Origin of the sequence: Catenulispora sp. GP43 (genome assembly GCF_041260665.1) — a bacterium.
Lineage (GTDB): Bacteria > Actinomycetota > Actinomycetes > Streptomycetales > Catenulisporaceae > Catenulispora.
In genome coordinates this window covers 244470-270817 of record NZ_JBGCCT010000013.1, presented here as the reverse complement: position 1 = coordinate 270817, position 26348 = coordinate 244470, and the positions used below count along the sequence as shown (strand labels likewise).

General features: G+C 71.8%; 27 protein-coding genes and 2 pseudogenes. 17 read left to right on the top strand and 12 right to left on the bottom strand.

What is annotated here, in order from left to right:
- Nucleotides 1–62: 62 nt before the first annotated feature.
- The 3 genes from ABH926_RS26590 to ABH926_RS26580 form a co-directional block, all read right to left on the bottom strand.
- Nucleotides 63–1259 carry a hypothetical protein gene (locus ABH926_RS26590; protein WP_370368494.1) on the bottom strand — a complete coding sequence of 399 codons (1197 nt, stop codon included), beginning with the start codon at nt 1257–1259 and terminating at the stop codon, nt 63–65.
- Between the two features lie 20 nt (nt 1260–1279).
- Nucleotides 1280–2713 (bottom strand): family 2B encapsulin nanocompartment shell protein, encoded by a 1434-nt coding sequence (locus ABH926_RS26585; protein WP_370368493.1) that lies wholly within the window; start codon nt 2711–2713, stop codon nt 1280–1282.
- Nucleotides 2714–2977: 264 nt separating this feature from the next.
- Entirely contained in the window at nt 2978–3547 is a 570-nt protein-coding gene (locus tag ABH926_RS26580) for a MarR family winged helix-turn-helix transcriptional regulator (RefSeq protein WP_370368492.1), read from the bottom strand.
- Nucleotides 3548–3653: 106 nt separating this feature from the next.
- On the opposite strand from ABH926_RS26580, the gene ABH926_RS26575 reads away from it, so the two are divergent.
- Nucleotides 3654–4898 (top strand): MFS transporter, encoded by a 1245-nt coding sequence (locus ABH926_RS26575; protein ID WP_370368491.1) that lies wholly within the window; start codon nt 3654–3656, stop codon nt 4896–4898.
- A 56-nt stretch (nt 4899–4954) separates the two neighbouring features.
- Here ABH926_RS26575 and ABH926_RS26570 read toward each other — a convergent pair whose 3' ends face one another.
- The gene (locus ABH926_RS26570) at nt 4955–5380 is read right to left on the bottom strand and encodes an HIT family protein (protein ID WP_370368490.1); all 426 of its coding nucleotides are present in this window, start codon (nt 5378–5380) and stop codon (nt 4955–4957) included.
- A gap of 88 nt (nt 5381–5468) precedes the next feature.
- Here ABH926_RS26570 and ABH926_RS26565 point away from each other — a divergent pair, with 88 nt between their 5' ends.
- The 7 genes from ABH926_RS26565 to ABH926_RS26535 all read left to right on the top strand — a co-directional run bounded on the left by ABH926_RS26565 (nt 5469) and on the right by ABH926_RS26535 (nt 11469).
- The gene (locus ABH926_RS26565; protein ID WP_370368489.1) at nt 5469–6125 is read left to right on the top strand and encodes an O-methyltransferase; all 657 of its coding nucleotides are present in this window, start codon (nt 5469–5471) and stop codon (nt 6123–6125) included.
- Nucleotides 6126–6735: 610 nt separating this feature from the next.
- Entirely contained in the window at nt 6736–7014 is a 279-nt protein-coding gene (locus ABH926_RS26560) for a hypothetical protein (protein WP_370368488.1), read from the top strand.
- Nucleotides 7014–8501 (top strand): putative T7SS-secreted protein, encoded by a 1488-nt coding sequence (locus tag ABH926_RS26555; protein WP_370368487.1) that lies wholly within the window; start codon nt 7014–7016, stop codon nt 8499–8501. The genes ABH926_RS26560 and ABH926_RS26555 overlap by 1 nt, the downstream gene beginning before the upstream one ends.
- 31 nt (nt 8502–8532) lie before the next feature.
- Entirely contained in the window at nt 8533–8931 is a 399-nt protein-coding gene (locus ABH926_RS26550) for a hypothetical protein (RefSeq protein WP_370368486.1), read from the top strand.
- Between the two features lie 42 nt (nt 8932–8973).
- Nucleotides 8974–9594: a hypothetical protein gene (locus ABH926_RS26545; RefSeq protein ID WP_370368485.1), complete on the top strand. Its 621-nt coding sequence runs from the start codon at nt 8974–8976 to the stop codon at nt 9592–9594.
- On the top strand, nt 9591–10196 hold the full coding sequence (locus ABH926_RS26540) for a hypothetical protein (protein ID WP_370368484.1): 606 nt from the start codon (nt 9591–9593) through the stop codon (nt 10194–10196). Before ABH926_RS26545 ends, ABH926_RS26540 begins: the two co-directional genes overlap by 4 nt.
- Nucleotides 10197–10407: 211 nt before the next feature.
- A complete protein-coding gene (locus ABH926_RS26535; RefSeq protein WP_370368483.1) occupies nt 10408–11469 on the top strand; it encodes a tyrosine-type recombinase/integrase in 1062 nt (353 codons plus the stop codon).
- Between the two features lie 241 nt (nt 11470–11710).
- Here the strand turns inward: ABH926_RS26535 and ABH926_RS26530 are convergent.
- Both ABH926_RS26530 and ABH926_RS26525 read right to left on the bottom strand, forming a co-directional pair.
- Nucleotides 11711–12067: pseudogene (locus ABH926_RS26530) on the bottom strand (class I SAM-dependent methyltransferase); the annotation flags it as partial.
- Nucleotides 12068–12179: 112 nt separating this feature from the next.
- Nucleotides 12180–13394 (bottom strand): acyl-CoA dehydrogenase family protein, encoded by a 1215-nt coding sequence (locus ABH926_RS26525; RefSeq protein ID WP_370368514.1) that lies wholly within the window; start codon nt 13392–13394, stop codon nt 12180–12182.
- A 148-nt stretch (nt 13395–13542) separates the two neighbouring features.
- Between ABH926_RS26525 and ABH926_RS26520 the strand changes: the two genes are divergently transcribed.
- Together ABH926_RS26520 and ABH926_RS26515 are read left to right on the top strand one after the other, a co-directional pair.
- Complete coding sequence (locus tag ABH926_RS26520) at nt 13543–14178, top strand: TetR family transcriptional regulator (RefSeq protein WP_370368482.1); 636 nt, start codon at nt 13543–13545, stop codon at nt 14176–14178.
- Between the two features lie 203 nt (nt 14179–14381).
- Nucleotides 14382–15314 carry a polysaccharide deacetylase family protein gene (locus ABH926_RS26515; protein ID WP_370368481.1) on the top strand — a complete coding sequence of 311 codons (933 nt, stop codon included), beginning with the start codon at nt 14382–14384 and terminating at the stop codon, nt 15312–15314.
- 31 nt (nt 15315–15345) lie between these two features.
- On the opposite strand, the gene ABH926_RS26510 is transcribed toward ABH926_RS26515, so the two are convergent.
- A complete protein-coding gene (locus tag ABH926_RS26510; protein ID WP_370368480.1) occupies nt 15346–16128 on the bottom strand; it encodes an ABC transporter permease in 783 nt (260 codons plus the stop codon).
- Nucleotides 16125–17069: an ATP-binding cassette domain-containing protein gene (locus ABH926_RS26505; protein ID WP_370368478.1), complete on the bottom strand. Its 945-nt coding sequence runs from the start codon at nt 17067–17069 to the stop codon at nt 16125–16127. The genes ABH926_RS26510 and ABH926_RS26505 overlap by 4 nt, the downstream gene beginning before the upstream one ends.
- A gap of 142 nt (nt 17070–17211) precedes the next feature.
- On the opposite strand from ABH926_RS26505, the gene ABH926_RS26500 reads away from it, so the two are divergent.
- The 3 genes from ABH926_RS26500 (at nt 17212) to ABH926_RS26490 (ending at nt 20745) form a co-directional block, all read left to right on the top strand.
- Nucleotides 17212–18510, top strand: coding sequence for a sensor histidine kinase (locus ABH926_RS26500; protein WP_370368477.1), 1299 nt, complete (start codon nt 17212–17214; stop codon nt 18508–18510).
- Nucleotides 18507–19202, top strand: coding sequence for a response regulator (locus tag ABH926_RS26495; protein WP_370368476.1), 696 nt, complete (start codon nt 18507–18509; stop codon nt 19200–19202). Before ABH926_RS26500 ends, ABH926_RS26495 begins: the two co-directional genes overlap by 4 nt.
- A gap of 76 nt (nt 19203–19278) precedes the next feature.
- Complete coding sequence (locus tag ABH926_RS26490; protein ID WP_370368513.1) at nt 19279–20745, top strand: M1 family metallopeptidase; 1467 nt, start codon at nt 19279–19281, stop codon at nt 20743–20745.
- On the opposite strand, the pseudogene ABH926_RS26485 reads toward ABH926_RS26490, so the two are convergent.
- The 3 genes and pseudogenes from ABH926_RS26485 to ABH926_RS26475 form a co-directional block, all read right to left on the bottom strand.
- Nucleotides 20742–21136 (bottom strand): annotated as a pseudogene (locus ABH926_RS26485) (VOC family protein). The gene ABH926_RS26490 and the pseudogene ABH926_RS26485 sit on opposite strands and share 4 nt — an antisense overlap.
- A 56-nt stretch (nt 21137–21192) precedes the next feature.
- Nucleotides 21193–21396, bottom strand: a complete 204-nt coding sequence (locus ABH926_RS26480) for a DUF6186 family protein (protein ID WP_370368475.1) — start codon at nt 21394–21396, stop codon at nt 21193–21195.
- Nucleotides 21393–21866: a hypothetical protein gene (locus ABH926_RS26475; protein ID WP_370368474.1), complete on the bottom strand. Its 474-nt coding sequence runs from the start codon at nt 21864–21866 to the stop codon at nt 21393–21395. The genes ABH926_RS26480 and ABH926_RS26475 overlap by 4 nt, the downstream gene beginning before the upstream one ends.
- A 220-nt stretch (nt 21867–22086) precedes the next feature.
- Between ABH926_RS26475 and ABH926_RS26470 the strand changes: the two genes are divergently transcribed.
- The 4 genes from ABH926_RS26470 to ABH926_RS26455 all read left to right on the top strand — a co-directional run bounded on the left by ABH926_RS26470 (nt 22087) and on the right by ABH926_RS26455 (nt 25240).
- Nucleotides 22087–22836, top strand: a complete 750-nt coding sequence (locus tag ABH926_RS26470) for an NRDE family protein (RefSeq protein ID WP_370368473.1) — start codon at nt 22087–22089, stop codon at nt 22834–22836.
- Between the two features lie 93 nt (nt 22837–22929).
- The gene (locus ABH926_RS26465) at nt 22930–23385 is read left to right on the top strand and encodes a DUF3592 domain-containing protein (protein ID WP_370368472.1); all 456 of its coding nucleotides are present in this window, start codon (nt 22930–22932) and stop codon (nt 23383–23385) included.
- A gap of 135 nt (nt 23386–23520) precedes the next feature.
- Nucleotides 23521–24729, top strand: coding sequence for a CaiB/BaiF CoA transferase family protein (locus ABH926_RS26460; protein WP_370368471.1), 1209 nt, complete (start codon nt 23521–23523; stop codon nt 24727–24729).
- A 61-nt stretch (nt 24730–24790) separates the two neighbouring features.
- Nucleotides 24791–25240, top strand: a complete 450-nt coding sequence (locus ABH926_RS26455; RefSeq protein ID WP_370368470.1) for a phosphotransferase — start codon at nt 24791–24793, stop codon at nt 25238–25240.
- 89 nt (nt 25241–25329) lie between these two features.
- Here ABH926_RS26455 and ABH926_RS26450 read toward each other — a convergent pair whose 3' ends face one another.
- Entirely contained in the window at nt 25330–26067 is a 738-nt protein-coding gene (locus ABH926_RS26450; protein ID WP_370368468.1) for an MOSC domain-containing protein, read from the bottom strand.
- Between the last annotated feature and the right edge of the window lie 281 nt (nt 26068–26348).

The window sequence follows — 26348 nt, the reverse complement described above, 5'->3', positions numbered from 1 at the left end:
GGATAGGCGGATACAGCGGACAGGGAAGTTCTTGTACAGGCGGGGCGGGGGCAGGCAGCCGGTCAGGACACGGCGTGCCAGGTACGGTGCCCGCCCAGCCACGTCCACAGCCCCGACAGATACCGGCGCGTCGCCGGATCGGCCGAGCCGGCCAGCTGCGTGGCATGGTGCTGGAACGCCCGCATCGCCTCGTCATGGACCTGCGCGGCACGCCGGCCCGCCGCACCCGGCGCCAGACCGTCGGCGCGCGCGATCGCCGCCGTCAGACCCGAGGGCACCGGCGAGGCGATGTCGTGCAGCAGCGCCGCCGCCAACGCCGCCAGACGCTGCGCGCGCCGCAACTCCGGATCGGCGGCCGCCGACGGCGACAGCTCGAACCCGTCGACCGCGTCCAGGGCGGCCAGCGCCGGACTGTAGGCGTTCACGTGCCCCAGCGACAGGTACTCCCACGGCGCACGCGGCCCGGCACCGGCACCGGCACCGCCGCCGGACGCCGAGGACAACGCCTCACACTCGGCCCGCACCCGCTGCACCTGATACGGCGAGGCCGGCAGAGCACTCAGACCCGCCAGCGCCGACAACAGCGCCGGATCGGCGATACCGGCGCGCGACGGATCCGGGCGGGAGGCAAGAGCGTGGTCCGGGACGTCGCAGCCGTCGTGGATCTCGGCGGCCGCTGAGGCCAGAGCCTCGGTGAGCGTCCCGGCGGCGTCGGCAGCGTCGGCAGCGGTTTCGGCCGCGGGGAGGCCGGGGGAGTCCGGCACAGGCAGGCCGCCGCCACGGAGGTTCGCCGCCGCGCCGCCGAGCATGCCCGTCGCCGGCACCGCGATGCCAGCAACACCTGGCTCGGGCACCGCGCCCGCAGCGCCCGCAGCGCCCCCAGCGCCGGCACCGCCCGGCACCGGCGCCGCTGCGGGACGCAGCAGCAGATCCTCCTCCTCCGCCTCCAAAGCCCCCGCCGCCAGCACCCGCCCGACAGCCAGCAGCCTGGCCGCCACCGCCAGCCGGTCCACATCATCGGTGTCCGGATGCGCCAGCACCGCCAGCCGCCCGAGCCCCGCCGTCGGCCCCGGCGCCAGGCGCACCCCGGCGGCCCACTCGTCGACCCGTTGCTGCACCGCCACCGCCAGCGCCGGGTCGTCCCGGACCGCCGGCGGGCAGTACAGCGCCTCGGTGACCCGCGCCGCCCGCCCGGCCTGCGACAGCCTGGAGGCGGCCATGCCCAGTCCGGTGCGCGGCACCAGCCCGATCGTCGCCATCGTCCCCGTCTCCTCCTTGCTCAGCCGCGCGGTGCCGCGACGTCGACGTTCTCCAGGATCCCGATGGCGTCCGGCACCAGCACCGCCACCGAGTAGTACGCGGTGACCAGGTACTTGATGATCGCCATGTCGGTGATCCCCATGAACCGCACGTTCAGGCCCGGCTCGTACTCGTCGGGGATGCCGGTCTGCCGCAGCCCGACCACGCCCTGCTGGGACTCGCCCAGGCGCATCGCCACGATCGAGGAGGTGTGGCCGTCCTGGACGCCGATCTTGCCGCAGGGGAAGATCGGTACCCCGCGCCAGGCCGGGACCGCGTGCCCGTCGATGAGCACCGGGTCCGGGTACAGGCCGCGTTTGGTGCACTCCCGGCCGAACGCCGCGATCGCCTTGGGGTGCGCCAGGAACATGTGGGTGCTGCGGCGCATCGCCAACAGGTCGTCCATGTCGTCCGGGGTCGGCGGCCCGGACCAGGTGCTGATCCGCTGGTCGTACTCGGCGTTGTGCAGCAGCCCGAACTCCCGGTTGTTCAGCAGCTCCCACTCCTGCCGCTCCCGGATCTCCTCGATCGTCAGCCGCAGCTGCTCCTTCACCTGGTCCATCGGGTCGTTGTAGAGGTCGGCGACCCGGGAGTGGACCCGCAGGATCGTCTGCGTCAACGACAGCTGGTACTCCCGCGGGGACAGGTCGTAGTCCACGTAGGTACCGGCCAGCTCCACCTCGCCCTCGTGGCCGGCGCTGAGCTCCACCTCGGCCTCGCCTTTGGAGTTCACCGCACGGTCGGCGCGCGCCACGAAAGCGTCGATGTGCTCGCGCAGCGGCGGGCTGGCGTCCCGGAGCCGGGCGAAGTCCGCCAGCGGCATCGCCAGCAGCGTGCCGGCGGTCGTGGCCTTCACCGTGGCGCTCCACAGCGGGTCCTCCTGCAGCAGCACCTCATCTCCCAGGTGCGCGCCGTCGGTGAGGACACCCAGCAGCGTCGAGTCGCCGTAGGCGCCGATGGTGCTGCGCTCCACCCGGCCGTGCGCCAGGATGAACACCTCGTCCACCGGGTGCCCGGCCTCGGCGATGACCTCGCCGGCGGCGAAGTCCCGGGGCGTGAACAGTCCGGCGAGCTCGGCCAGCAGCGCGTCGTCGGCGAAGTCCCGCATCACCGGGATCTCCCGCAGTGTCTGCGGCACGATGCGGATGTCGTCGGCGCCGCTTTGCACGAACGCCACACGCCCGCGCCCCACCGACAGGCTCAGCCGCCGGTTCACCCGGTACGTGCCGCCGGAGACCTCCTCCCACGGCAGCCGCCGCAGCAGCCAGCGGGAGGTGATGCCGCGCATCTGCGGCTGCGTCTTGGTGGTGGTGGCCAGATTGCGGGCTGCGTCGGTACTCAGGGACAGCGGCGTGTCCGTGGCGGGAACGTCGTCGGCCGCTTCCTCGGCGGTGCGGTCCGGGGTGATCGTCATTGCCGGGTCCTCCTTGTCACAGCCCATGGCTGACCGAAAGAGCTCCCTTCTGAAGTAAGGCGAACCAAAGCAGGCCCACCAGGCCGCGTCACCGTGGCGGATGGCGCGCGCGGATGGCGCGCCGCCGCCCTAACGGATGGGTTTGGGCGAAAGTCCGGCCCAGGTGGCGGGCGGCGCGCGCCGGTTCTGCGGGTTCGTGGATGTTCAGCCAGAGAGGTTCAGCCAGTGCTGTTCAGGCGGTGGCGTCGGCTGGCGTGGCGTCGTTCAGATGGTGCTGTCGGTGCCGGCCGTGCTGTCGGTCCTCTCGGCGCCGGCGCCGGCGCTGGGGCTGGGGCTGGGGGTGCCGGCGGCGAGCTCCTCGGCGTGCAGCAACATCTTCTTCAGCAAAGCGTTGAGACGGTCGCGTTCGCGGGCGTCCAGGGCGCCGACGATCTGCCGCTCGACCTGGTCCTGGAACCGCATCCCGGCCAGCCACCTGGCGTGGCCCTCGTCGGTGAGCTCGACATCGACGCGGCGGCGGTCGGCGGTGCCGCGGATGCGCCGCACCAGCCCGGCCTGCTCCAGGGCGTCCAGGCGGCCGGTCATGCCGGCGCCGGAGAGCATCAGCTCGGCGGCCAGCTCGCCGGGGGTGGCGCGGTGGTCGTCGCGGGCCGCCAGGCGGTGCAGGGTCTGGAACTCGTAGTCGGCCAGGCCGACCTCGTCGTGCATGCGGCGTTTGCCGTTGGCGACGTGTTTGGTGAGGTTCTGGATGCGGGTGACGACCGCCTCGACCGTCTCGTCGTACGGGGCTTTGCCGCGCCAGCGGGCCAGGTGACGGTCGACGGAGTCCTCCATCGGGCCAGTATGGTGTGCCCCGGCGGTGTTTCGCCAACGGAAGGTTCGCCACCATGTATTTCGCTGACGAATGATTCGCTAGCGAAATACTGCTACGGTGACGCCCATGCGCGCACTCCTGCTCGGCCGCACCGCCGCCGCACTGGCCACCTCCCTGATCCCGACCACGCTGACCCTGGCCGTCATCCACGCCGGCAGCGCCGCCGGCGCCCTCGGCACGATCCTGGCCGCCGAAACCGTCCCGATGCTGCTGCTGTTGCCCGCAGCCGGAGTGTTCGCCGACCGCTTCCCGGCCCGCCGCGTCATCTTGGCCGCCGACCTCACCCGCGCCGCCGCCCAAGCCGGCATCGGCGCCACGCTGCTCACGCGGGGAGTGGACGTCCCGGTCCTGGCCGCACTCGCCGCCCTCACCGGCGGCGCCGTCGCCTTCGGCACCCCGGCCGTACGGACCCTGGTATCGGCCACCATCGCCGGACCCCAGCGGCAACGACTCAACGCACGACTGTCCGTATGGCAAGGCGTCGCCCAATTCGCCGGACCCGGCATCGCCGGCACCCTGATGCTCGGCGTCGGAGCCGGCTGGTCATCACTGCTCACCGCCGCACTGTTCATCGGATCCGCACTCACCCTCGGCGCCCTGCGCACACCAGCAGCCGCAGCCGCAAACGCCGCAAGCACTGACGCCGGAAGCACCGCGGCCCCGCGGCGCGCGCCGTTCTGGCACGACCTGCGCGCCGGCTGGACCGAGACCCGCCGCCACCGCTGGTTCATCGCCAACGTCATCGGCCACGGCATCTGGAACATGACCGCCGGCGTCCTGCTCACCCTCGGACCGGTCATCGCGATCAACCACCTCGGCGGCGGCACCGCCTGGGTCATCACCCTGCAATCCGGCACCGTCGGCATGCTGGCCGGGGTCTGGACCGCCGGCCGGCTGCGCCTGGCCCGCCCCCTGATCGCCGTCGCCCTCGGCGCCTCCGCCTACGCCCTGCCGCTGGCGGCGCTCGCCATCACCGCACCCCTGCCGCTGCTGCTGGCCGCCTACACCGCCGGCATGTTCGGCCTGGGCATCCTGGACCCCCTGTGGGAGACCACCATCCAGCAGCGCATCCCGCGCGAGGCCCTGGGCCGCGTCGGGTCCTTCGACACCCTCATCTCCTTCGCCGCCCGCCCCGCCGGCCTGGCCCTGGCCGCCCCCGCCGCCGCGGCCGTCGGCACCGCGCTGCCGCTGGCCGCCTCGGCGGTGCTGGTGGGCGGCGCGAACCTGGCGGTGCTGCTGATCCCGGCAGTGCGCGAACATCCGGCGCCGGTCGCGGTGAGTTCGGCGCCGCTGGTCACTTCGGGAGCCTGAGGTGATCGATCACGGGTGGCTCGGGGCGGAATCAGTGCCCTTCCCGCCGCAGACGGCTACGACCGGAACCCTGCGATCCGCCGCGCCGCCAGCTCCAACTCCTCAGCCGGAGCCAGCGGCGAACCCCAGGTCAGGCGCAGTCCGTCCGCCTGACGACGCGGGATCACGTGCGTGTGGAAGTGAAAGACATCCTGCCCGGCCGCCGCCCCGGAGTTAACCCGCACGTTCACCCCATCGGGTTCGAACACGTCCTTCAACAGCAGCGCCACCTGCCGAGCCATCGACGCGACATGCGTATGCGCATCGTCCGATATATCCCACATATCGCGCACGTGGGCCCGCGGAACCACCAGCGTGTGGCCCGGCGCGGCCGGCCTGATGTCCAGGAACGCCACCGTGTGGTCGTCCTCCATCACCCGATACGCCGGGGCGCGGCCGGCCACGATCTCGCAGAACACACATTCGCTCATGGCATGAAGCATCGCCGGGGGAGTACCCCACCACCAGCCCCATCCGCCGAACGCCCCCGCCACCCGGCCGCTCAGCGATCACCGGCGTATCGTCGGCGCCATGACCCGAGCCTCGATCGGCCTGGACGACGCCCTCCAGGACTACATCGTCAGCCACACCAAAGCCCTCGACGCCGTCCAGACCGCGCTGGTCGCCCGCACCACCGAGCTCGGGCCGCCGGCCGGCATGCAGATCGGCGCCGAGGAAGCTCAGTTGCTCACGCTGCTGGTGCGGCTCACCAATGCCCGGCACGCGGTGGAGGTGGGGACGTTCACCGGGTTCTCCGCCATCGCCATCGCCCGCGGCCTGGCCCCCGGCGGCAAGCTGCTGTGCTGCGACGTCAGCGAGGAGTGGACCAGCATCGGGCGTGCGGCGTGGCGGGAGGCCGGGGTTGCCGACCGGATCGAGCTGCGGCTGGCGCCGGCCGCCGAGACCCTGGCCGCGCTGCCGGACGAGGAGTACATCGACTTCGCGTTCATCGACGCCGACAAGCCGTCGTACTGGACGTACTACAGCGAACTCGTCCCGCGCGTGCGGACCGGGGGAGTGATCGCCGTGGACAACGTGCTATGGGGCGGACGCGTCACCGACGCCGAGCCGGAGGATGACACCACCCGGCTGATGCAGGAGTTCAACGACAAGGTCGCCCGCGACGAACGCGTCGACGTGGTGATGCTTCCCGTCGGCGACGGAGTTTCCCTGATCTACAAGCGATAGTCCCGGATCTGTACGTCAGGACGCGTAATCAGCATTACACGACAGGGTTTTGGGGTGGTTCGGCGGCATTATGACGGCCCGAGGCATCGAGCCGTACAGCGGCCCGCGCGCAGAATGGCTCTGACACAAGCCCCGCCAAATCCCGCCAGCGCATCGACCGCCAGCAACGGCACCACAGAGACGCAGCTTTGTGTCTGGCTGAAGATCCCGTAGCCCAGCGCGGCGATTCGTACAGAAGATCTAGAAGAGTTCAGGCTGCGCTCGCTGCGCTCTGAGGGCTCGAGGATCAAGGCTTCAAGGCCCACGAACCTCACAACAACCCTCACCACACCCCACTGCAACCCCTCTTACAGTTGCCCGATAATGTACATTATGTAAAGTAGAATTTCCCCCGGCGGGGACCGGTCCCCCCGCACCCGCGCCCGACCCCCACGTCAAAGGCCTCAGATCAGCCCCTAAACCTCACACACGTTCCCAATCTCGGGGGAAGACGTGACGAGCCCGTTCCCAGTTGGCTACGCTCTTGCCGCGGTTGACGGGCTTTTCACGGGAGGGACGCGCCACAACCATGGCTGATCACATAAAAATCAACACCAGTACGCTTCGCGACATGGGGGGCCAACTGGGCCGGCTGCGAGACGAGTTCAACCACTCGACCGACATCACCGGCGCGGCCGCGGGCGAGATGGGTTCCGGGGACGTCGCCGGCGCCCTGAACAACTTCGCCTCCGACTGGTCCAAGAAGCGCGACACCCTGACCAAGAGCCTGGACACGCTGTCCAAGACCGCCACCCAGAGCGCTGACACCTGGGACGGCCTGGACAGCCACCTGGCCCAGGCCCTGGAGAAGGCGTTCAGCTCCGGCTCGAGCCAGGGGGCGAAGGGCTGATGTCACAGGACTGGTCCAGCTTCGACTGGCAGGGTGCGGTCGTCACCCAGGGCGATCTGATCCCCGGCGACCCGTACCAGATCGCCGCGTTGGGCAAGCGGTTCCGCGACACCGCCAACGCCATCGACCAGCAGGCTGCGAACCTGAAGAGCCTGGTCAGCGACCAGGGCTTCGACGACTCCGACTCCGGGCGCGCGTTCGCCAAGCAGGTCGGCGACACCGCGGACCTGCTGCAGAAGGCCTTCGGCCGCTACAACGAGGCCGCCGACGCCCTGGGCACCAACGTGCGCCCCTCCGGCCCGCACGACGAAGTCTCCTGGCGATCCGGCACCGAGTGGGCCTCCACCGTGGAGCTGGCGCAGGTCAAGGCGCAGGACGCGCTCAACCGCGGCAAGGCCGCCGACGCCGACTCCCAGTCCGCGCAGCGGCAGATCCACACCGCGCAGGCCAACGCCCTGCCCTCCCCCACGCCCGGCGCCGCCCCGACACCGCCGAACCCGCACCCGGACCCCACCAACACCCCGGGCAGCAACGGCATGACGCCGGCGGAGCAGAAGGCGCACAACGACAAGGCCGCCGCCGACGCGCTGGTGGCCAAGGCCGGCGCCGACATCCAGCACGCCATCGACATCCGCGACCGCGAGGGCAAGGCCGTCGCCGGGGCCATCAACGACTTCATCAACACCGACGGTCTGAAAGACCCCGCCCACCACTGGTGGGACATCGACTGGGCCACCGTCATCGCCGACATCGGCCACATCGCCGGCGCGATCGCCGGCGTGGCCGGGATCCTGGCGCTGGCGCTGTCCTGGGTGCCGGTCGTCGGCGAGGTGCTGGGGGCGATCGCCTTGGTGGCCGGTGCCGTCGCACTGGTCTGCGACACCATCTCGGCCCTGGACGGCAAGGGCAACTGGTTCGACGTCGCCATCGACGTCGTCGGCCTGCTGTCCTGCGGCGCCGGCCGGGCCATCGGCAACATGGCCAAGGCCTCCCGCGGCATGGAGCTGTTCAACGCCGCGCGCGCCGGCGGCAAGGGCATCACCGAGGCGCTTGACGGTGTCAAGGGCCTGGACATGGGCGCCAAGGACATCCTGCAGCTGAAGAACGGCACCACGTCGATCTTCAAGATCGGGATGAAGAACTTCGGCGAGGGCCTGGGCACCGGCCCGTTCAAGGACGTCGGCGAGGCCTTCTCCAAGCTCAAGGGCGGCAACGTCGACTGGAGCTTCCCGGGCATGAGCGGGCTGGGGCCGAACCTGGCCGGCGGCGCGGGCTGGAAGTTCGGGCTGGCCGGCTGGTCCAACGCCACCTTCCCGCTGGGCCTGGGCCTGGCGAACCTGCAGATCCCGGAGAACTTCAAGTCCTGGGAGCCGGGGTTCATGGGGCCGAACGTGTTCCACGGCAACCACCTTTTGACCTCCGAGGACAAGATGTGGGAGTGGAAGCCGCTGGCCCCGAAGGAGTCGGCGGACGCCACCGCCGGCTAGGCGCCCGCACCCCGCGAACCAGGATCAAGCCATGGATACGCCGATGCCGCCCGAAGAAGTCGTCAAGGTCCTCGACAGCATGTCGTTCTTCCAGAAGCGGGCCCTGAAGAAGTCCGGGTTTCTCTTCGACGGGCTGCACCGGCTGGCCGGCACCGAGTACGGTGCCGGCCTGGTCGAGGCGGTCCTGGCGTGCCACACCGGCCTGCTGGGCCGGCAGCCGCGCGCCGACGAGCCGGACAAGGCCCAGGCCGCGCATCGCCACCCCGGGGTCGCCGGGCCGGACAAGCCCGCGTTCGACGCGCCCCGGTACGCCCGGCCCACCAAAGACGAGAAGGCCAAGCTCGACGAGCTCGCCGAGATGGCCAAGCAGCAGAAGAAGGCAGCGCGCGGCCAGCAGCGCCGCAACCCCGGCGACCGCAGACTCCCCTGAGTCGCGCCGCGCTGCCGGCACCGAGGAAAAGAGAGAAGGCACGTGACCCAGGACGCCGCAATACCGGTCCCGCAGGACGCGCAGGCGCCGCCACCGCGGGACTACCGCATCGCCACGCCCGAGGGCTGGGAGCGGATCATCCTGGACCCCGACGTGTGGGACCCGGTCATCACCCGCATCGTCGACAAGGAGTTCCGGGGTGTGGACAACGCCCCGCACCTGAAGGCGCAGATGCGGGACATGCTCAAGGCGCAGGCCGCCGGCGCCAAGGCCAACGGCGGGCTGGAGCTGTACCTGTCGCTGATGCGGCTGGCGAACATGCCGCTGCCGGCGTCGCTGGTGGTGACGTTCGTGCCGCCGCGCGGGGACAGCGTGCCGCCGCCGCTGTCGGACCTGGCGATGCAGTACGCCGCCGCCGGCCAGAACGTGCGGATGATGGACTTCCCGGCAGGTCCGGCGCTGCGCCGCAAGTGGCAGGAGGCGCCGAACCCGGCCGAGCAGGCCGGGAACACCCGGCCGGTGGCGCACCTGGACATCCAGTTCCAGGTGCCCGGCTCCGGGGCGTTCCTGCTGCTGTCGTTCTCCACGCCGATGATCGAACTCACCGAGGCCCTGGACGGCCTGTTCGAGTCGATCGCCTCGACGCTGAGGTGGGTGCGATGACCGCCACGGTGAGGGGACGCCACGTCGTCCTGCCGATGCCCAAGGAAGGCATCGCCCTGCCCATCGGCGTCGAGGGCGACCTGCGGGCCTGGGCGCAGTCGGTCGCGCACGCCCGCATGGACGGCCAGGCCCACCCCGAGGAGATCGCCGAGTTCGCCGAGGCGCTGGTGGAGGCGACCGCGGACTCCGCCGAGCGCGGCGCGACGCTGGCGATCATGTTCGCGCCGTATCCGCGCACCGGCGAGTCCGGCCGCATCGAGGTCCGCGACTACGTGCCCGGCGAAGGCATGCCCGAGGTGCCGGAGCTGACCGAGGTCGTGCAGTGGTTCACCTCACCGATCAGCGGCGCCACCGACCCGCCGGAGGTGGTGTACGGGGAACTGCCGATCGGCCCGGCCGTGCGGCTGCGGTTCCAGGTGCTGGCCGACCCCAAGGGCAGGGACGACGTGGACGCCGGCATCTTGAAGAACGCCGTGTTCATCGTGCGGCCGCGGGACTTCGCCTGCCTGGTCGTGATGAACGTGACCTGGGCGGCGGGGGTGTTCACCGAGGAGCTGGACCAGCTCGCCGACCAGCTGGCGCGGCGGATGCAGATCCAGTAGCCGCAGGTCCGAACAGCTACAGGGGTCCGCGCAGCTACAGGGGCCCGAACAGCTGCAGGCCCCAGTGGCCGCAGGGCTTTGCGAAACCGTTGTGGTGCGGCGCCGGCTGTCCCCCGGCCGACGCCGCACCACAGGCGATGTTCCCCGCGGCCCGGTGACTTCCAGACCGCCGCCGCGCACCTGTCCCCGCCGTCTGCTTCGATAGGTCAACGTGGCCGCCCCGAAACCGTTCACCCCGATCAGCGTCGCCGAAGCCGTCCACCGCTACCGCGACACCCTGCACCTGCGCGTGGCCACCGGGGCGATGTCCCGGGCCACCCGCGACGCCTATGTCAGGGACCTCACCGAGGCCGCCACGCTGCTGGGCCTGGACAAGCCGCTGGACGACGTCGAAGCCGAAGACGTCGAATACGCGCTCGTGCGCATCGCCAACGCCCCGGACCGCCGCTTCACCCGCACCCGCAAATCAGGGCCCGGCGGCGAACCCGCCCCCGGACGCGGCCTACAGGCCCGCGCCCGCTGGACCGCCGCCGTCCGGGGCCTGTTCGCCTGGGCCGCCGAACAGGGCTACATCCGCGCCGACCCGATGCCGAACGTCTCCCGCGTCCGCGTCCCCACCCGCGCCGTCGGCGCGCGCCTGGGCCTGACCGTGGAGCAGGCACAGGCACTGCGCGAGACCCCGGCCGCGGCGGCCACGACCAAGGAGCTGCGGGCCGATCAGCGCCTGACGTTCCGCGACGAGGTGATCCTGCGGCTGCTGACCGAGACCGGCCCGCGCGTGGCGGAGCTGTGCGCGGCGAACCTGGACGACGTCCGCCAGCACGAGCTCACCGGCCTGCCGGTGCTGCGGATCCGCAGCGGCAAGGGCGGCCGCAGCCGCGACGTGCCGCTGTCGGCCACGCTGGTGGGGCTGCTGGAGGAGTATCAGCAGCATGAGCGGCCCGCTCCCCCGGCCGGCGACGCCGAACCCGACCGGGCCGACGCGGCGCGCGCCCTGGTGGTGACGATCCGCGGCCGGCGGATGACAGCCCGGGACGTGCAGCGGATGGTGGAGCGGCGGGTGAAGCAGATGCCGGTGGAGCTGCGCCGCGCGGTGACGCCGCACGGGCTGCGGCACACGGCGGCCACGGTGCTGCTGCGGCAGGCCGGTGCCGATGTGGGGACGGTCGCGGACATCCTGGGGCACTCGGATGTGGGGACGACGTCGGTGTATCTGGATCCGTCGGCGACGGCCGCCGCGGAGGCGCTACAGCGCTCACCGTTGGCGCAGTAGGGCGCGGCTTGGGGTCAGGCTCTGTGGGCCAGGCTCTCGGGGTCAGGCTTTGTGGGTGAGCGCGAGCAGGTGGGAGCTGGCTGGCAGCAGGTCCGGGGGTTGGCCGTCGGCCAGGCGGGCGGTGCGCAGCGCAGCCTCGAAGTAGTCCGCCCGGTCTTCCACCAGTCCGCTGATGAAGGCCGCGGCGATCAGTCCGCAGGGCCTGTGCGCGGTCGGCCGGATCTGGCAGGTGGTAGAGCGGGCCGAGCATCAGGACCGCGTCGGCGCAGGCTTCTGGGGTTTGCAGCGCTCGGGCGTCGCCGGGCTCGACGGTGAACGTGGCGTATTCGGCGGCCTGCTCGCGGTGGCGTGCGACGGGGTCGATGAGGGTGACGGTGTAGCCGAGCGAGGCCAGCCATGCCGCGTAGACGCCCGGTCCTCCGCCGACGTCCAGGATGTGTGCGGGCGCCGGTGGCAGCGCGGCCGCCAGCAGTTCCTTGGTGCGTTCTTGCTCCAGCCGTCCGAACGCGGTGATGTGCAGGCGGTCGGCTTCGGAGTAGTGCTCGTCGTAGAAGGCGGCGATGTGCGGGTGCAGATCCGGGGCCTGAGTGGCGTCCATCCGTGGATTATTCGGGCTCGCCGGCGGCGGTGGCCACGGGATTTCCATCGCAGAGGGCTCCCTCACAGGCCAGATGTCTGCTGAGGGAGCCCTGTGTCCGGGGCGTGCGCGCTCAGCGGATGGCCGCACCCGAGATGGTCCGGGCGATCACCAGCCGCTGGATCTCCGAGGTCCCCTCGAAGATGGTGTAGATCGCCGAGTCGCGGTGCATCCGCTCCACCGGGTATTCGCGGGTGAAGCCGTTGCCGCCGAGGATCTGGATGGCCTCGGCGGTGACCTTCTTGCAGGTCTCGGAGGCGAACAGCTTCGACATCGAGCCCTCGGCCGATTCGAACGCCTTGCCGTTGCGGGCCATCCACGCGGCGCGCCACACCAGTAGCCGCGAGGCGTCCACGGAGGTCTTCATGTCGGCGAGCTTGAACGCGACGGCCTGGTTCTCCACGATCGGCTTGCCGAACTGCACTCGCGTCTTGGCGTACTCCAGCGAGTACTCGTAGGCGGCGCGGGCGATGCCGACGGCCATGGCGCCGACGGCCGGGCGGGAGGCCTCGAAGGTGGCCATGGAGGCGTTGCCGCGGCTGGACTTGCCCTCGCGGGCCCGGGCCAGGCGCGCGTCCAGCTTCTCCTTGCCGCCGAGCAGGCAGGAGCCGGGGAGGCGGACGTCGTCCAGGACGACCTCGGCGGTGTGGGAGGCGCGGATGCCGTGCTTCTTGAACTTCTGGCCCTGGCTCATGCCGGGGGTGTCCGGCGGGATGATGAACGAGGCGTGGCCGCGGGTGCCCAGGTCCGGGTCGACGGTGGCGACGACGACGTGGACGTTGGCGATGCCGCCGTTGGTGGCCCAGGTCTTGGTGCCGTTCAGGACCCACTCGTCCTTGGCCTGGTCGTACACGGCGCGGGTGCGCATGGCGCCGACGTCGGAGCCGGCGTCGGGCTCGGAGGAGCAGAACGCGCCGAGCTTGACGTCGTCGGGGGTGCCGAACATCTGCGGGACCCATTCGCCGACCTGCTCCGGGGTGCCGTTGGAGACCACCGACACCGCCGCCAGGCCGGTGCCGGACAGGGCCAGGCCGATGCCGGCGTCGCCCCAGAACATCTCCTCCATGGCGATCGGGATGCCCAGGCCGGATTCGTCGAACCACTGGTTGGCGTAGAAGTCGAGGGAGTACAGGCCGGCCTTGGCCGCTTCCTGCAGGATCGGCCAGGGCGTCTCCTCCCGCTCGTCCCATTCGGCGGCCGCGGGCCGGATGACGTCGGCGGCGAATCCGTGGATCCAGTCCCGCAGCTCGATCTGGTCCTCGGTCAGTTCCAGGGAGAACCCGGTCATCGTCTCGTTCACTGTCCTTCGGGTCTGGTGGGCGCTACCAACAAGTGTGCGACAACATGCGCTACCGACAAGTAACCTCGGTCGCCGCTAGTGTGTTACCGGCGGTAACTTCTGTCAAGATGGCCGACAGACTCCAGGAAGGGACCCGATGGCGAACCAGGCACAGGCGGCCACGACGGCACCGGCACCGCCGGGCCGCCCCCAGGCACGCCGGCGCGGCCCCCGCACCCGCACCGAACTGCTCGACGCCGCCGAGCGCGTGGTCCTGCGCGACGGCCCGTCGGCGTCGATGAACGCCATCGCCACCGAGGCCGGCATCACCAAGCCGATCCTGTACCGGCACTTCGGCGACAAGGCCGGCCTGTACGTCGCCCTGGCCGACCGCCACATCGAGACGCTGCTGGACCGGCTGCGCGAAGCACTCACCCGCCCGGCCACCCGCCGGGCGCGCACCGAGGCCGCGATCGACTCCTGGCTGCGCCTGGTGGAGGGCAACCCGGCGCTGTACCGGTTCCTGGTGCACCGCGGCCAGGCCGAGGAGCCGGAGGTCCGCGACCGCGTGGCGATGTTCCAGCGCCGCCTCGGCGACGCCCTGGCCACCGGCATCGCCGCGGAGCTGGGGCTGCCCGAGGACCAGTGGCCGCGCGCCCAGGCCTGGGCCCACGGCATCGTCGGCATGGTGCAGGCCGCCGGCGACTGGTGGCTCGACGAGCAGCCCTTCGGCCGCGAAGACCTCACCCGGCACCTGGCCGACCTCATCGACGGCGCCTACGCCCACGCGTGAAACAGCGCGCGCCGCACCGCCCCACCGCCGCACCGCCATCGACGCGGCTCACCGTGACTCACGGCGACTCGCCGCGATGACAGTACGTGCATATACGGCAACGCACTGCAATGAAACGGGCATCGATTGCGGTCCCGGGAAAGTTTTCTTCAGAAAGTCTTCAGAGAACTCAACCCGGCGCGGGCCCGGCGCGTCCCAAAGGCGTGAACGTTTCGGGTCCTGATCCTCAAGAGTTCCCCCGCGACGCGGCGCTGCGGCGCGGCGGCGGTATGTCCCGCCGGCTGCTGTTGGGCGTCGGCGGTGTGATGTTGCTCGGCGGCTGCGCCTCCACCGGCGGCAAACCCGCCGCGGCCGGTCCGGCAGGGGCCACCACGGCCCCGACGCCGGATCCACGGTCGCGGCCGACCGGTAGCGCGTCGTCCCCCGGCCAGAGCCCCAGCGGCGGCGCCGACACCTCCACCGCCCCGGGCGACTCCCACAGCAACGACTCCGCGCCGCCGGACAACTCCCCCGCGCCCGGCGCGACCGGGCAGGACCCGCCGCCGGCGGCGGGCAAGCCGCAGTTCTACGTCCACGAGGGCGACAAGGCGATAGCGCTGACCATCGACGACGGCCCGTCCAGCAAGTACACCCCGCAGGTGCTGGCGCTGCTGGCGCAGTACAAGATCCCGGCGACGTTCTGCATGATCGGCCAGAACGCCGACAAGCACGCCTCGCTGGTGGCCGAGGTCAGCGCCGCCGGGCACCTGGTGGCCAATCACACCTGGACCCACCCGAACCTGGCGAAGATGACCGAGGCGCAGGTGACCGCCGAGATCGAGCGCACCAACGACGCCATAACCCGCGGCGGCGCGCACCAGCCGGCGCTGTTCCGCGCCCCCGGCGGCAACTGGTCCCCGACGGTGTTCTCGGTCTGCTCCAAGCTGGGCCTGCGGCCCCTGGACTGGTCCGTGGACCCGCGCGACTGGTCCCGCCCCGGCGCCGACCACATCGTGCAGACCGTCATGGGCCACACCCACACCGGCTCGATCATCCTGGAGCACGACGGCGGCGGCGACCGTTCCCAGACCGTCGCCGCGCTGCAGCGGTTCCTGCCGCAGCTGCTGGAGGCCGGCTACCACTTCGTGCAGCCCTGAGGCCCGCCACGCCAGGGCGGGCCTACTGGGGTCAGGCGTCGCGGCGCCGCACCGCGATGAACGCGGCGCCGCAGCTGATCAGCACATAGGCGGCCAGGATCACGAACGCCGCCGGCACCGACGGCGTGATCTTCCCGGCTCTGGGCCGCACGCTGCAGATGCTGGCGAACACCTCCGACAGCGCCACCTTCGACGCCGTGTCCGAGATCGCGCCCAGCAGCAGCTGCGCCAGGAAGTACAGGCCGAAGAACGCCGCCAGCGCCCCGGCGGTGCGGCGGATCACGAACCCCAGCCCCAGCCCGATCAGCGCCGAGGCCGCCAGGAACAGCCCGGCGGCGAGCACGGCGCGCGCCACGTGCGGCTGCGACAGCGTCGTTTGCGCGCCGGTGCTGGCGATGAGGTGCTGTCCGGTCTCGAAGATGGTGAAGGCGGTGGCCTGTCCGAGGGCGAGGCTGAACCCGCCGACGACGGCGATCTTCGCGGTGACCACGTGGGAGCGGCGCGGGGTGGCGGTGAAGGTGGTGCGGATGGCGCCGGTGCCGTATTCGCCGGTGGCGGTGAGCACGCCGAGGGTGCCCAGGGCCAGGACCGCCAGGTCGACGGCGCCGGAGTAGCCGGCGCGGACCGGGTCGTAGGCGGCGCGCTCCGGCGGGGTCATCGTCGGCCAGTGGTGCGCGGTGCTGTGGTAGCCCAGCAGCGCGAACGTCAGGGCCACGGCGACGGCGAGCAGCGCTGTCAGCCAGGTGGAGCGCAGCGTCCTGATCTTGATCCATTCGGCGTGCAGGGCGCGGCCGGTGGTGGGGGCGGCGGTCATGCGGGGGTCTCCTCGGTGGCGGCGTGGTCGTAGAAGTCGACGAAGTCTTCGGTGGCCTGCAGGTACGCCTCCTCCAGCGAGGCGCGGCGCGTGGTGAGTTCATGGACGCCGATGCCGTGTGCGGCGGCGACGTCGCCGATGGCGGCGCCGGTCAGTCCCGTGATGACCAGGGCGCCGTCGGGCTCGGTGGTGATGCCGGCCGGTGTGTCGGGGCCTGCTGCCGCGTGCAGGGCCGCGGCGAGCGCCGCCGGGTCCGAGGCGCGTACCAGCACGTCGGTGCGGGAGTTGGCGGCCACGAAGTCGGCGGTGCCGGCTTCGGCGACCAGCCGGCCGCGGCCGATGACCACCAGGTGGTCGGCGGTCAGTGCCATCTCGGTGAGCAGATGCGAGGACACGAACACGGTGCGTCCCTCGCCGGCCAGTTCCTTCAGCAGGCCCCGCATCCAGTGCACGCCCTCGGGGTCCAGGCCGTTGACCGGCTCGTCCAGCATCAGCACCGGCGGGTCCCCGAGCAGCGCCGCCGCCAGGCCCAGGCGCTGTTTCATGCCCAGGGAGAACGTGCCGACGCGGCGCCGCGCCACCCCGGTCAGGCCGGTGCGGGCCAGGACCTCGCCGATGCGGGACGCGCCGATGCCGTTGCTGGCGGCCAGCACCCGCAGATGCGCCGCCGCCGACCGCGCCGGATGCACCGCGGTGGCGTCCAGCAGCGCCCCGACTTCGGTCAGCGGATACCGCAGCTTGGTGTAGGGGCGGCCGTCGACCAGCGCCGAGCCTGCGTCGGGCGCGTCCAGGCCCAGGATCATCCGCATCGTCGTGGACTTCCCGGCGCCATTCGGGCCCAGGAACCCGGTGACCCGGCCCGGCCGCACCGTGAACGACAGCGCGTCGACGGCCACCGTGCCGCCGAAGCGTTTCGTGAGTTCGCAGACTTCGATCGTCATGGCGAAAAGGCTGCCCGGCACACCCCGCCCCGGTCCTCAGGCCGCGGACAGACATCGCCGCCGCGCGCCTGGCCCGTCTATGACCGTGGTCATAGACCCCCGGGCAGATGACCGCTGATCGCGCGCTGGCTAGCCTGGCGGTATGCGAACCCAGCCATCAGTACCCGGACAACGGGCCTGGGTGGTGTTCGACGTGGTGTCCGCGGCCGCGTTGTGCGGGCTGACCATCTTCCAGAACCTGGAGAACTGGCACCGTCACGACTGGGCCGCCGACGGCTACGGTGTGCCCAGCACCGGCTCGCTGCTGTTCGTGCTGTCCGGGGTGGTGCTCTCCGGTGCCGCGGTGGCTGTGCGCCGCCGCTGGCCGCTGGGCGCCGCGGCCGTGGTGTTCGGCGCCTGGCTGGTGATGCTGGCGGTGGACTGGCCGATGGCGACCCGGGGCCTGGTGAGCTTCGAGTTGATCGGCACGGTGCTGCTGTATTCGGTGGCCGTCACCGAGCCGCTGCCGATCGCCGTGGTGACGCTGGTGCTGTACGTCGTCGGGGATTCGGCGACCGTGGCCGGGATGCGCCGTCCGCTGATGAACCTGGTCTTCACCAGCCTGGCACTGATCATCGCCTGGGTCCTGGGCGTCGGCGTGGCCCGCTACCGCGACATCGGGGCCCGGCTGCGCGAGCAGCAGGACGCCGCGGCGCGCGCCGAACTGGACCGGGAACGGGTGCGGCTGGCCCGGGAGCTGCACGACGTGCTGGCGCACAGCATGAGCGTGGTGAACGTGCAGGCCGGCTACGGCCGGTTCGCGATCGGCCGCGACCCGGCCGCCGCCGAGGCCGCACTGGCGGCGATCCAGCAGATCAGCCGGGAGGCGATGGCGGAGATGCGGGGGATGCTGGCGGTGCTGCGCGAAGGCGGCGAGGCCGCGGCGCTGGCCCCGGCGCCGCGCGTGGCCGACGTTCCCCGGCTTGTCGCCACCTGTGCCGAGGCCGGGGTGAGCGTGCGGATCCAGACCCGCGGCACGGAACGGGAACTGCCCGACGGGATCGATCTGGCGGCGTACCGGATCGTGCAGGAGGCGCTGACGAACGTGGTGAAGCACGCCCACACCCGCTCGGCGCAGGTGCTGCTGGAGTATCAGGACACGGAGCTGATCGTCCAGGTCACCGACGCCGGACGCGGCGGCCCGGCACCGGGGTCCCATCCCGGCGGCGGACACGGCCTGGCCGGGATCACCGAACGCGTCGGACTGTACGACGGCACGGTGGCCGCCGGTCCCCTGCCCGGCGGCGGCTGGCGGGTACGGGCCGTGCTGCCGTGCCCGCGCCACACCGGCGACCACACCGGCAGCCCCGACAGTGGACCTGACAGTGGACCCGACAGCCCCGACCGCGCGCAGGGCCCCGATGGACAAGCACTGCCCTCCAGCGCCGGAGCGCGCGGATGACCGCGCCGATCACCGCGCCGATCACCGTCCTGGTCGCCGACGACCAGGCCCTGGTCCGCGCCGGCTTCGCCGGGATCGTGGCGATGGCCGACGGCTTCCAGGTCGTCGCGCAGGCCTGCGACGGCGCCCAGGCGGTGGCGGCGGCGCGCGCCGTGTGCCCGGATGTGGTGCTCATGGATGTGCGCATGCCCGGGATGGACGGTCTGGAGGCGACGCGGCTGATCACGGCGGCCGGTCCGTCGCGGGTGCTGATCCTGACCACGTTCGATCTGGACGACTACGTGTTCGGGGCGTTGCGGGCCGGGGCAAGCGGGTTCCTGTTGAAGGACACGCCGCCGGAGGGGCTGCTGGCCGCGATCGAGGTGGTCGCCGGCGGGGAGGCGCTGCTGGCGCCGACGGCGACGCGGCGGCTGATCCAGGCGTTCGCGCGGCAGTCCCAGGCCGCGGTGCCCGCGGCCGACGCCGATGCGGCCTCTGCCTCGGCGCGGGCCCGGCTGCGGATGCTGCTCACCGCGCGCGAGCTGGAGGTGCTGACTCTCATCGCGGCGGGGCTCACCAACACCGAGATCGCCGAGCGTCTGACCGTGTCCACCGGCACGGTCAAGACCCATGTCGGTCATCTGCTGGCCAAGCTCGATGCCCGGGACCGGGTGCAGCTGGTGATTCAGGCGTTCCGGGCCGGGCTGGCATAGCCGGGCTGGCGTAGCCGGGCGGCGCCTTGAGATCGTGGGGGCTGTTGTCGTGGGCGGGGAGGGTTTTCGGGTGGGGATGGTTCGGGAACGGCGGGCTCTGACAGCCGGCCTGGCGATGCTGGTCGCGGTCGCTGCGAGTACGGCATGTGGTGGCTCGGGTTCGGCGCCGGCACCGGCGAAAACCAGCAGCGCGCCCGCATCGGACTGGTCGGCGGGCCGTTCCCATCCGGTGGCCGACGACATGTATCCGCAGTTCGGCGACCCGGCCACGGACGTGCTGCACTACGGCCTGGACCTGAAGTGGGACCCGGCGTCCACGGTGCTGACCGGCACCGCCACGCTGGCGGTGCGCGCCGCCGAACCCACCGACCATTTCGTCCTGGACCTGGCCGCCGACATGAGCGCCGACTCGGTCACGGTGAACGGCGCACCGGCCGCCGACGTCCACGACGGCGACCACCTCACCGTCCCGGCCGGCCGCCGCCTGCCGGCCGATGCGGTCCGCACCGTGGTCATCGCCTACCACGGCACCCCGCACCTGGTTCCGGCACCGATGACCCGCCCCGACGTGCCAGGGCTCGGGGCACAGGTCACAGCCTCCGGCGCGGTGTGGGCGCAGCAGGAGCCGTACGGGGCGTTCACCTGGTTCCCGTGCGACGACCAGCCCTCGGACAAGGCGCTGTACGACGTGGCCATCACCGCCCCGGACGGCTGGGCCGGCGTCAGCGGCGGCACGTTCCTGGGCCGGACCGAATCGGCCGGGCACGGCGTCTACCGCTGGCACCAGCCGAACCCGGTGTCGACCTACTTGGTGGCCTTCGCCGTCGACCGGTTCCAGCAGGACAGCGCCACCGGCCCGCACGGCATCGCGCTCACGTACTGGTACCTGCCCGCCGACGCCGAGGCGGTGCACAAGCTGACCGCGCAGGTCCCGGCGATGATCTCGTTCCTGGAGCAGCGCTTCGGGCCGTACCCGTTCGGCACGGCCGGGGTGTTGTTCCGGCCCGAGATGGTCGGCATGGAAACCCAGACCATGATCACGTTCTCGTCGCACGGCGCCGCTGCGGACCTGCTGCACGAGTTCGCCCACCAGTGGTTCGGTGACGCGGTGACCCCGACGACCTGGTCGGGCCTGTGGCTCAACGAGGGCTTCGCGATGTACGCGCAAAGGCTGTGGCAGGCGGCGCAGAGCGGCTCGCAGACGACGACCGCCGATCTGCTCTTGCGCGGCGACCAGCGCATGGACCAGCCGTTGCGCAGCGGCGACGGGCCGCCCGGACACTACCTGCCGACGCACTTCGCCTCGTCGAACGTCTACATCTGCCCGGAGCTGATGCTGAACGGGATCCGCACAGCCCTCGGCGACACCGCGTTCTACCAGCTGCTGAACGACTGGGTGCACCAGCACCAGGGCACGAACCAGGACCGGAACACGTTCGCGGCGTTCCTCGACGCCCACACCGGCCGGGACTTCTCGGCGTACGTCGACGCCTGGCTGGACTCCCCGACCACCCCGACGATCCAGCCGCCGGGCGCCGGCTAGTCCTCGGTCTTGACCTGCATGAGCTGGATCAGGGCCCGCAGGTGTCGTCGAGGACCGCGGTGATGACCGGCCCCACATCGGTCGGCTCCTGCGTGAACCGCACCCCCAGGCCGCTAAGGCGCTCGTATTCGGCGCCGACGTCGTCCACAGCGAAGCTGGCCGCCGGGATGCCGTCGGCGAAAAGGGCCTCCTTGTACGGCTTCACCGCCGGGTGGCTGGACGGTTCCAGCAGCAGCTGCGGCCCGTCCGGCGCCTGCGGCGACACCACGGTGAGCCAGCGGTCCGCGCCGACCGGCACGTCGGCCTTGGTCAGGAACCCGAGCTTGCCGGTGTAGAACGCCTCGGCCTTCGCCTGGTCGTCGACGAACACGTTGGTCAGGTGGATCCGCACGAGGTGCTCCGATGCGCGCCGGTGGCCGGGAACGGTTCAGGACCGTTCCGGACCATTCAGGAACGGGACAGGAAGTGGAAGCCGAGCCACCACCACACCAACAGCATGCCCACCCGCCCCCACTTCTCGTGCATGACCCGGCTGACCAGCTGCGACAATCGGGGGACCCGGCTGTGCGGACGGCGGGCGAGCAGCTCCACCAGCACCGCGGCCACGCCGATCACGACATACCCGGCGATGGTGATGGCACGCGGACTCATCGGCGCACCACCCACACCCCGGCCAGCAGCCACACCGCGTAACCGGCGGCGCGCGCCGGCGGCGGGTCGATCAGCGGGCCCAGCAGGATCGACAGGGTCGGGTGGGCGTGGGTGGAGCCGCGGGCGGCCGCGTACAGCTCCCAGATGCCGAAGGCGACCGCGATCACGATCCAGGGGGCGGTGCTGCGGCGCTCGAGCGGGGCCGGCGCGGGGAAGTGCGCGGTGGTGGGGCGCAGCGCGTACCAGACCAGGGCGGCGCCGGGCAGCAGGGTGGCGAGTTCGGCGGGGATGGTCAGGCGGGCGAAGCCGCCGGCGATGAGGGAGTAGCCCAGGCCCACGGCGCCCCAGCTGATCATGGTGGAGGTGGGGCGGGTGGCGCGCAGCGGCTGCGGGGCGGTGTGGATGCGCGCGTCCGCCCGGTCGCCGGCAGTGTCGGCCCGGCGGCCTACAGGCACGGATTCCTGCGTCATCGCGGCTCCCGCTTCTTCTTGCACCCCGCTGGTCCGGCGCATGTTCACCGGACGTTCGCGGACCTCTTGTGCAGCGCCGATACCCGCTCAGATGGGAAACCACACACGGTTCCCGCTCTGGTGGCTCAGCGTGATCGGCGCAGTTGGCCGGGCCGCGGCCGGACCCGGGTTCGCCCTGGTCGGCGCAGGCTGCTGTGATAGGAGGGTGTGCACCGCGATCGTGAGTGTCGAGCCCGCCTCGGAGTACCCGGTTCTGTTGGCCGGCGTGCGCGATGAGTTCCACGACCGGCCGTGGATCCCGCCGGGCCGGCACTGGCCGGAGTACCCGGATCTGATCGGCGGGCAGGATCTGCTGGCGTCCGGGACGTGGCTGGCGGTGGATCCGCGGGTGCCGCGGGCGGCGTGTGTGCTGAACGGCCGGGGGCCGCTGGCTCCGGAGTCGGGGCGGCTCTCGCGCGGGGAGCTGCCGCTGCGGTTCGCCGCGACCGGCTCCGTCGACGATCTGGACTTCGTCCGCTACGACCCGTTCCATCTCGTCTGTGCGACCCTGACCCGGGTGTTCCTGCTGAGCTGGAACGGCGAGCGCCACGAGCGGCACGAGCTGACGCCGGGGCTGCACGTGGTGGTGAACAGCGGCCTGGAGGGCTCGGACCCGACGGAAGGCCCGGGGACGGAGGCGATGGCGGCGCGGCTGGGGTTCTTCCGGCCTCGGCTGCTGGCCGCGCCACGGCCGAGGCCGGTGCCGCAGGTGGCGACGGACAAGGCGTGGGGGCCGTGGCTGCCGCTGCTGGAGGGCGGCGGGGTGGATCCGTTGGATGACCGGGCGCTGCTGGTGCGGCGGGAGCTGGGCGAGCGGACCTGGGGCACGACGTCGGTGACGCTGGTGGGGCTGCGTGCCGGCGGAGTGCGGTACGACTTCAGCGGGGCGCCGGGGGACGCGGGGGCGTGGACGGCTGTGGTCGAGGACTGAGGCACCTTCTCAACGGTATGAGCTGATATGGATTTCAGCTCTGATACCTTCATCTCAGCTGTGAAAGGGTTCTGAGATGGCAGGGGCAGTGCGATGGTCCTGGGAATTGTGCTCATCATCGGCGGCGGCGCGTTCGGCGCCATGCTGCTCCGCGGCCGCCGCGAACTGCTCGGACGCCGGCGTGCGCTTCGCACCGGGGCGTTCGCCGAGGGGACCGTCACGGCGATCGTGACCGACTACCTCGGCTCCACACCGGAGCGGGAAGGGAAAGCGGCGAACCCGGGCACCCCCATCCAGCGGCTCATGATCTCCTTCACCGACGCCGGCGGCACGCCGGTGGTGTTCAAGGAGAGGCTCAAGCCGGCCGCCGGCGTCGCGCGCGGCGCGTACTTCCCCGTGCACTACGACCCCGCCGACCCGAAGGGCACGGCGACGGTCGCCGCCAAGGCCGTCGAGACCAAACTGGCGGAGAGCCTGCGCTACTGCCTGGCCTGCGGCGCCGCGGTGCTCCTGGGGGTGCTGATCGCCGCCGGTGTCATTCCCCTGTGAGCGATCTGTGAGCGATCACGGGCCGCGGCCGGCACCCCGGTACGCCCGGTACGGCAACCTTTGCCGAAGGCTGTGAGCGGCGCGATAGCCGTGTCATATCGACGCGCCGGTCCCGGCATGCCACGCTGATCGTTCATGACCGCCGTGCACCCCGACGCCGCCAGCCCCGACTCCCCCGCCGACGGCCCGGACGCCCGCCAAGACGGCGACCCGTCCACGGCCGGACCGCTGTCCGGGCTGCTCGTCATCGACCTGACCCGGGTGCTGGCCGGCCCCTTCGCCACCATGATCATGGCGGACCTGGGAGCCCGGGTGATCAAGGTCGAGCATCCGGCGACCGGCGACGACTCCCGCCGCTACGGCCCCTTCGCCGCCGACGGCCGCTCGATGTACTTCGCACGCGTCAACCGCGGCAAGCAGTCCCTCGCGGTCGACCTGAAGAAACACCCCGAGCAGGTCGCGGCCCTGGCCGAGCGCGCCGACGTGCTGGTGGAGAACTTCCGGCCCGGCGTGATGGACCGCCTGGGCCTGGGCCCGGAGGCACTGCGGTCCCGCAACCCGCGGCTGGTGTACGCCTCGGTGTCCGGCTACGGCGCGACCGGCCCGCGCTCCGGCGAACCCGCGTACGACGCGGTGATCCAGGCCCGCAGCGGCCTGATGTCGGTGACCGGAGAGCCGGACGGACCGCCGGTGAAGTCCGGGGCCTCGGTCTCGGACCTGTCCGCCGGCGTCTACACCTTCGGCGCGGTGATGGCGGCACTGGTCGGCCGCGGCATCCACGGCCGCGGCACCCACGTCGACATCGCGATGTTCGACGCGACAGTGTCGTTCCTGGAAGGCAACGCCCTCGCATGGCTGGCCGACCGCACCGTCCCGCACCGCATCGGCTCCCACCACCCGAACATCGCCCCGTTCGGCGCGTTCACCGCCGCCGACGGCCAGATCGTGGTGTGCGTCGGCAACGACGCCCTGTTCGTGGCCTTCGCCGCAGCCATCGGCGCCCCGGAGCTGGCCGAGCACCCGAACTTCGCCCAAAACGCGACCCGCTCAGCCAACCGCCTGGTCCTGACCGCCCTCATCGAGGAACTCCTGGCCGCCGACACCTGCGCGAACTGGCTGGACCGCCTGGAAGCGGCGAAGGTGCCCTGCGCCCCGGTGAACGACATCGGCCAGGCGATGACCGACGCCCAGACCGAAGCCCGGCGGATGCGCATCACCGCCGGCGGACTGGAGCTACCCGGCCAGGTGGTGAAGATGGCCGGCTACCCGGACCCGGTGGTGCGGCCGGCCGCGCCGGAGCTGGACGAGCACGGCGAGGCGATCCGCGCCGAGTTCGGGCTCTGAGGCCTCAGAGCGCCCAGAAAACGCCTTGCGACCCCTGTGGCCGCCCGGCACGATCACGCCCGTGACCTCCGAGCAGACCACCCCGCCGTGCATGATCGTGACCGGCATGCCCGGCGCCGGAAAGTCCACGGTGACACAGCTGGCCGCCGAACTGATCCCACGCTCGGCCCGCATGGACGGCGACGTCGCGAACCGCCTGGTGGTCAACGGCCGGGTCTGGGCGCTGGGCGAACCGGCCGACGAAGCCGCCCGCCAGGTGGACCTGTGCAACCGCAACCTGTGCTCGCTGGCTGCCAACTTCGCCGACGCCGGCTTCACACCCCTGATCGACTGGATCATCCCCGAGCAGCAGTTCTTCTTCGACGGCTACGACGACCTGGAAGCGGCGATGAAACGGGAACTCGGCGATGCCGGCTGGTGGTTCGACACCTCCGGGCTGACCCCGCAGCAGACCGCGGCGCGCGTCGTCGCCGAGGCCGGGCAGCGGGCGCTGGTGACACCGCGCGGCTGACCCCGCCACGGCCCGGTGCTCCATGCCGGGCCCCACACCGGCAACACCGACGCCGACATCGCCGACATCACCTACGCCGCCCACATCACCTACACCGACAGCGCCACCGGATCCCCGACCCGCAACCGCCCGCCTTCCAGCACCTCCAGATACACCCCCAGGTTCAGACCGCGCCCGGCCAGCACCTTCAGCCCCTGCGCAGCGCGCGGCAGGCCGTCCTGCTCCACGGTCAGCGTGCGGCACCGCTCGGTCTGCTTCATCCACCGCGCCAGCACCGCGTCCGCCCCGGCCCCGATCCGCACCTGCCGGCCCTCCCACCCGTCCTCGGCGAACGCCGGCAGCCCCGGCAGGTCCACCAGCAGGTTCGGGCGCAGCCGGCGCTCGTCGGCGGGCACGCCGTCCAGGGCGTGGGCGTACCAGTCCAGGCTCGCCGCCGACAGCAGGTGCAGCGGCGCGGCGTCGTGGTGCGCGACCTCGGCCTCGGCCATGATCCGCACGTCCTCGCGCCGCAGATGCGCCCGCACCGCGGCGTCAGCGCCCGGCGAGGGCACGGCGTGGCGCGCGCCGTCCGGGGCCACAAGGTACGCCGCCGCACCGTCGTCCGAGCCGCCACGGAAGTCCAACAGCCCGTCCATGCGCCGGAACCGGCGGGAGTTCTTGCACGATCCGAACTTGCCCTCGGCGTCCCAGACCGCGAACCGCCGGTCCCCGACCAGGCCGCGCCGCTCGACCGGGGCGTCGGTGAGCTGCTCGCCGAGCATCGATTTCACCGGATAGCGCCACAGCCGGGCCAGGGTGCCGACCACTTCGAAAGGTCCAGAAGCCATGACGGCCATCATGCCAAGGCCACCGGACCCGCCGGCGGCGCACAGAAAGCCGGACGGGCCGTGACCCTGGTCCGAAGGTCGCGGCCCGCCCGAGTGTCGGTGTCGCTGGGGGAGCTTGTCCAACACGGTCCGGCTCGGTGAGCCGGCACACCCATCACACCGCACCGAAACCCCCGGTGCCAGTGGGGTACGGGAGGATCAGCCCTCAGAGTGCAAGGAAGTCCTCTCCAGTTCCCCCGCATGCCAGCCCGAAGTCCGCTCCTCGCGGGGCAGGTCGCGGC

Excerpts from the sequence above, each read along its gene's own strand:
- ABH926_RS26590 (WP_370368494.1), bottom strand. The coding sequence starts at position 1,259 with ATGGCGACGATCGGGCTGGTGCCGCGCACCGGACTGGGCATGGCCGCC.
- ABH926_RS26585 (WP_370368493.1), bottom strand. The coding sequence starts at position 2,713 with ATGACGATCACCCCGGACCGCACCGCCGAGGAAGCGGCCGACGACGTT.
- ABH926_RS26580 (WP_370368492.1), bottom strand. The coding sequence starts at position 3,547 with ATGGAGGACTCCGTCGACCGTCACCTGGCCCGCTGGCGCGGCAAAGCC.
- ABH926_RS26575 (WP_370368491.1), top strand. The coding sequence starts at position 3,654 with ATGCGCGCACTCCTGCTCGGCCGCACCGCCGCCGCACTGGCCACCTCC.
- ABH926_RS26570 (WP_370368490.1), bottom strand. The coding sequence starts at position 5,380 with ATGCTTCATGCCATGAGCGAATGTGTGTTCTGCGAGATCGTGGCCGGC.
- ABH926_RS26565 (WP_370368489.1), top strand. The coding sequence starts at position 5,469 with ATGACCCGAGCCTCGATCGGCCTGGACGACGCCCTCCAGGACTACATC.
- ABH926_RS26560 (WP_370368488.1), top strand. The coding sequence starts at position 6,736 with ATGGGGGGCCAACTGGGCCGGCTGCGAGACGAGTTCAACCACTCGACC.
- ABH926_RS26555 (WP_370368487.1), top strand. The coding sequence starts at position 7,014 with ATGTCACAGGACTGGTCCAGCTTCGACTGGCAGGGTGCGGTCGTCACC.
- ABH926_RS26550 (WP_370368486.1), top strand. The coding sequence starts at position 8,533 with ATGGATACGCCGATGCCGCCCGAAGAAGTCGTCAAGGTCCTCGACAGC.
- ABH926_RS26540 (WP_370368484.1), top strand. The coding sequence starts at position 9,591 with ATGACCGCCACGGTGAGGGGACGCCACGTCGTCCTGCCGATGCCCAAG.
- ABH926_RS26525 (WP_370368514.1), bottom strand. The coding sequence starts at position 13,394 with ATGACCGGGTTCTCCCTGGAACTGACCGAGGACCAGATCGAGCTGCGG.
- ABH926_RS26520 (WP_370368482.1), top strand. The coding sequence starts at position 13,543 with ATGGCGAACCAGGCACAGGCGGCCACGACGGCACCGGCACCGCCGGGC.
- ABH926_RS26510 (WP_370368480.1), bottom strand. The coding sequence starts at position 16,128 with ATGACCGCCGCCCCCACCACCGGCCGCGCCCTGCACGCCGAATGGATC.
- ABH926_RS26505 (WP_370368478.1), bottom strand. The coding sequence starts at position 17,069 with ATGACGATCGAAGTCTGCGAACTCACGAAACGCTTCGGCGGCACGGTG.
- ABH926_RS26500 (WP_370368477.1), top strand. The coding sequence starts at position 17,212 with ATGCGAACCCAGCCATCAGTACCCGGACAACGGGCCTGGGTGGTGTTC.
- ABH926_RS26495 (WP_370368476.1), top strand. The coding sequence starts at position 18,507 with ATGACCGCGCCGATCACCGCGCCGATCACCGTCCTGGTCGCCGACGAC.
- ABH926_RS26490 (WP_370368513.1), top strand. The coding sequence starts at position 19,279 with ATGGTTCGGGAACGGCGGGCTCTGACAGCCGGCCTGGCGATGCTGGTC.
- ABH926_RS26480 (WP_370368475.1), bottom strand. The coding sequence starts at position 21,396 with ATGAGTCCGCGTGCCATCACCATCGCCGGGTATGTCGTGATCGGCGTG.
- ABH926_RS26475 (WP_370368474.1), bottom strand. The coding sequence starts at position 21,866 with ATGACGCAGGAATCCGTGCCTGTAGGCCGCCGGGCCGACACTGCCGGC.
- ABH926_RS26465 (WP_370368472.1), top strand. The coding sequence starts at position 22,930 with ATGGTCCTGGGAATTGTGCTCATCATCGGCGGCGGCGCGTTCGGCGCC.
- ABH926_RS26460 (WP_370368471.1), top strand. The coding sequence starts at position 23,521 with ATGACCGCCGTGCACCCCGACGCCGCCAGCCCCGACTCCCCCGCCGAC.
- ABH926_RS26450 (WP_370368468.1), bottom strand. The coding sequence starts at position 26,067 with ATGGCTTCTGGACCTTTCGAAGTGGTCGGCACCCTGGCCCGGCTGTGG.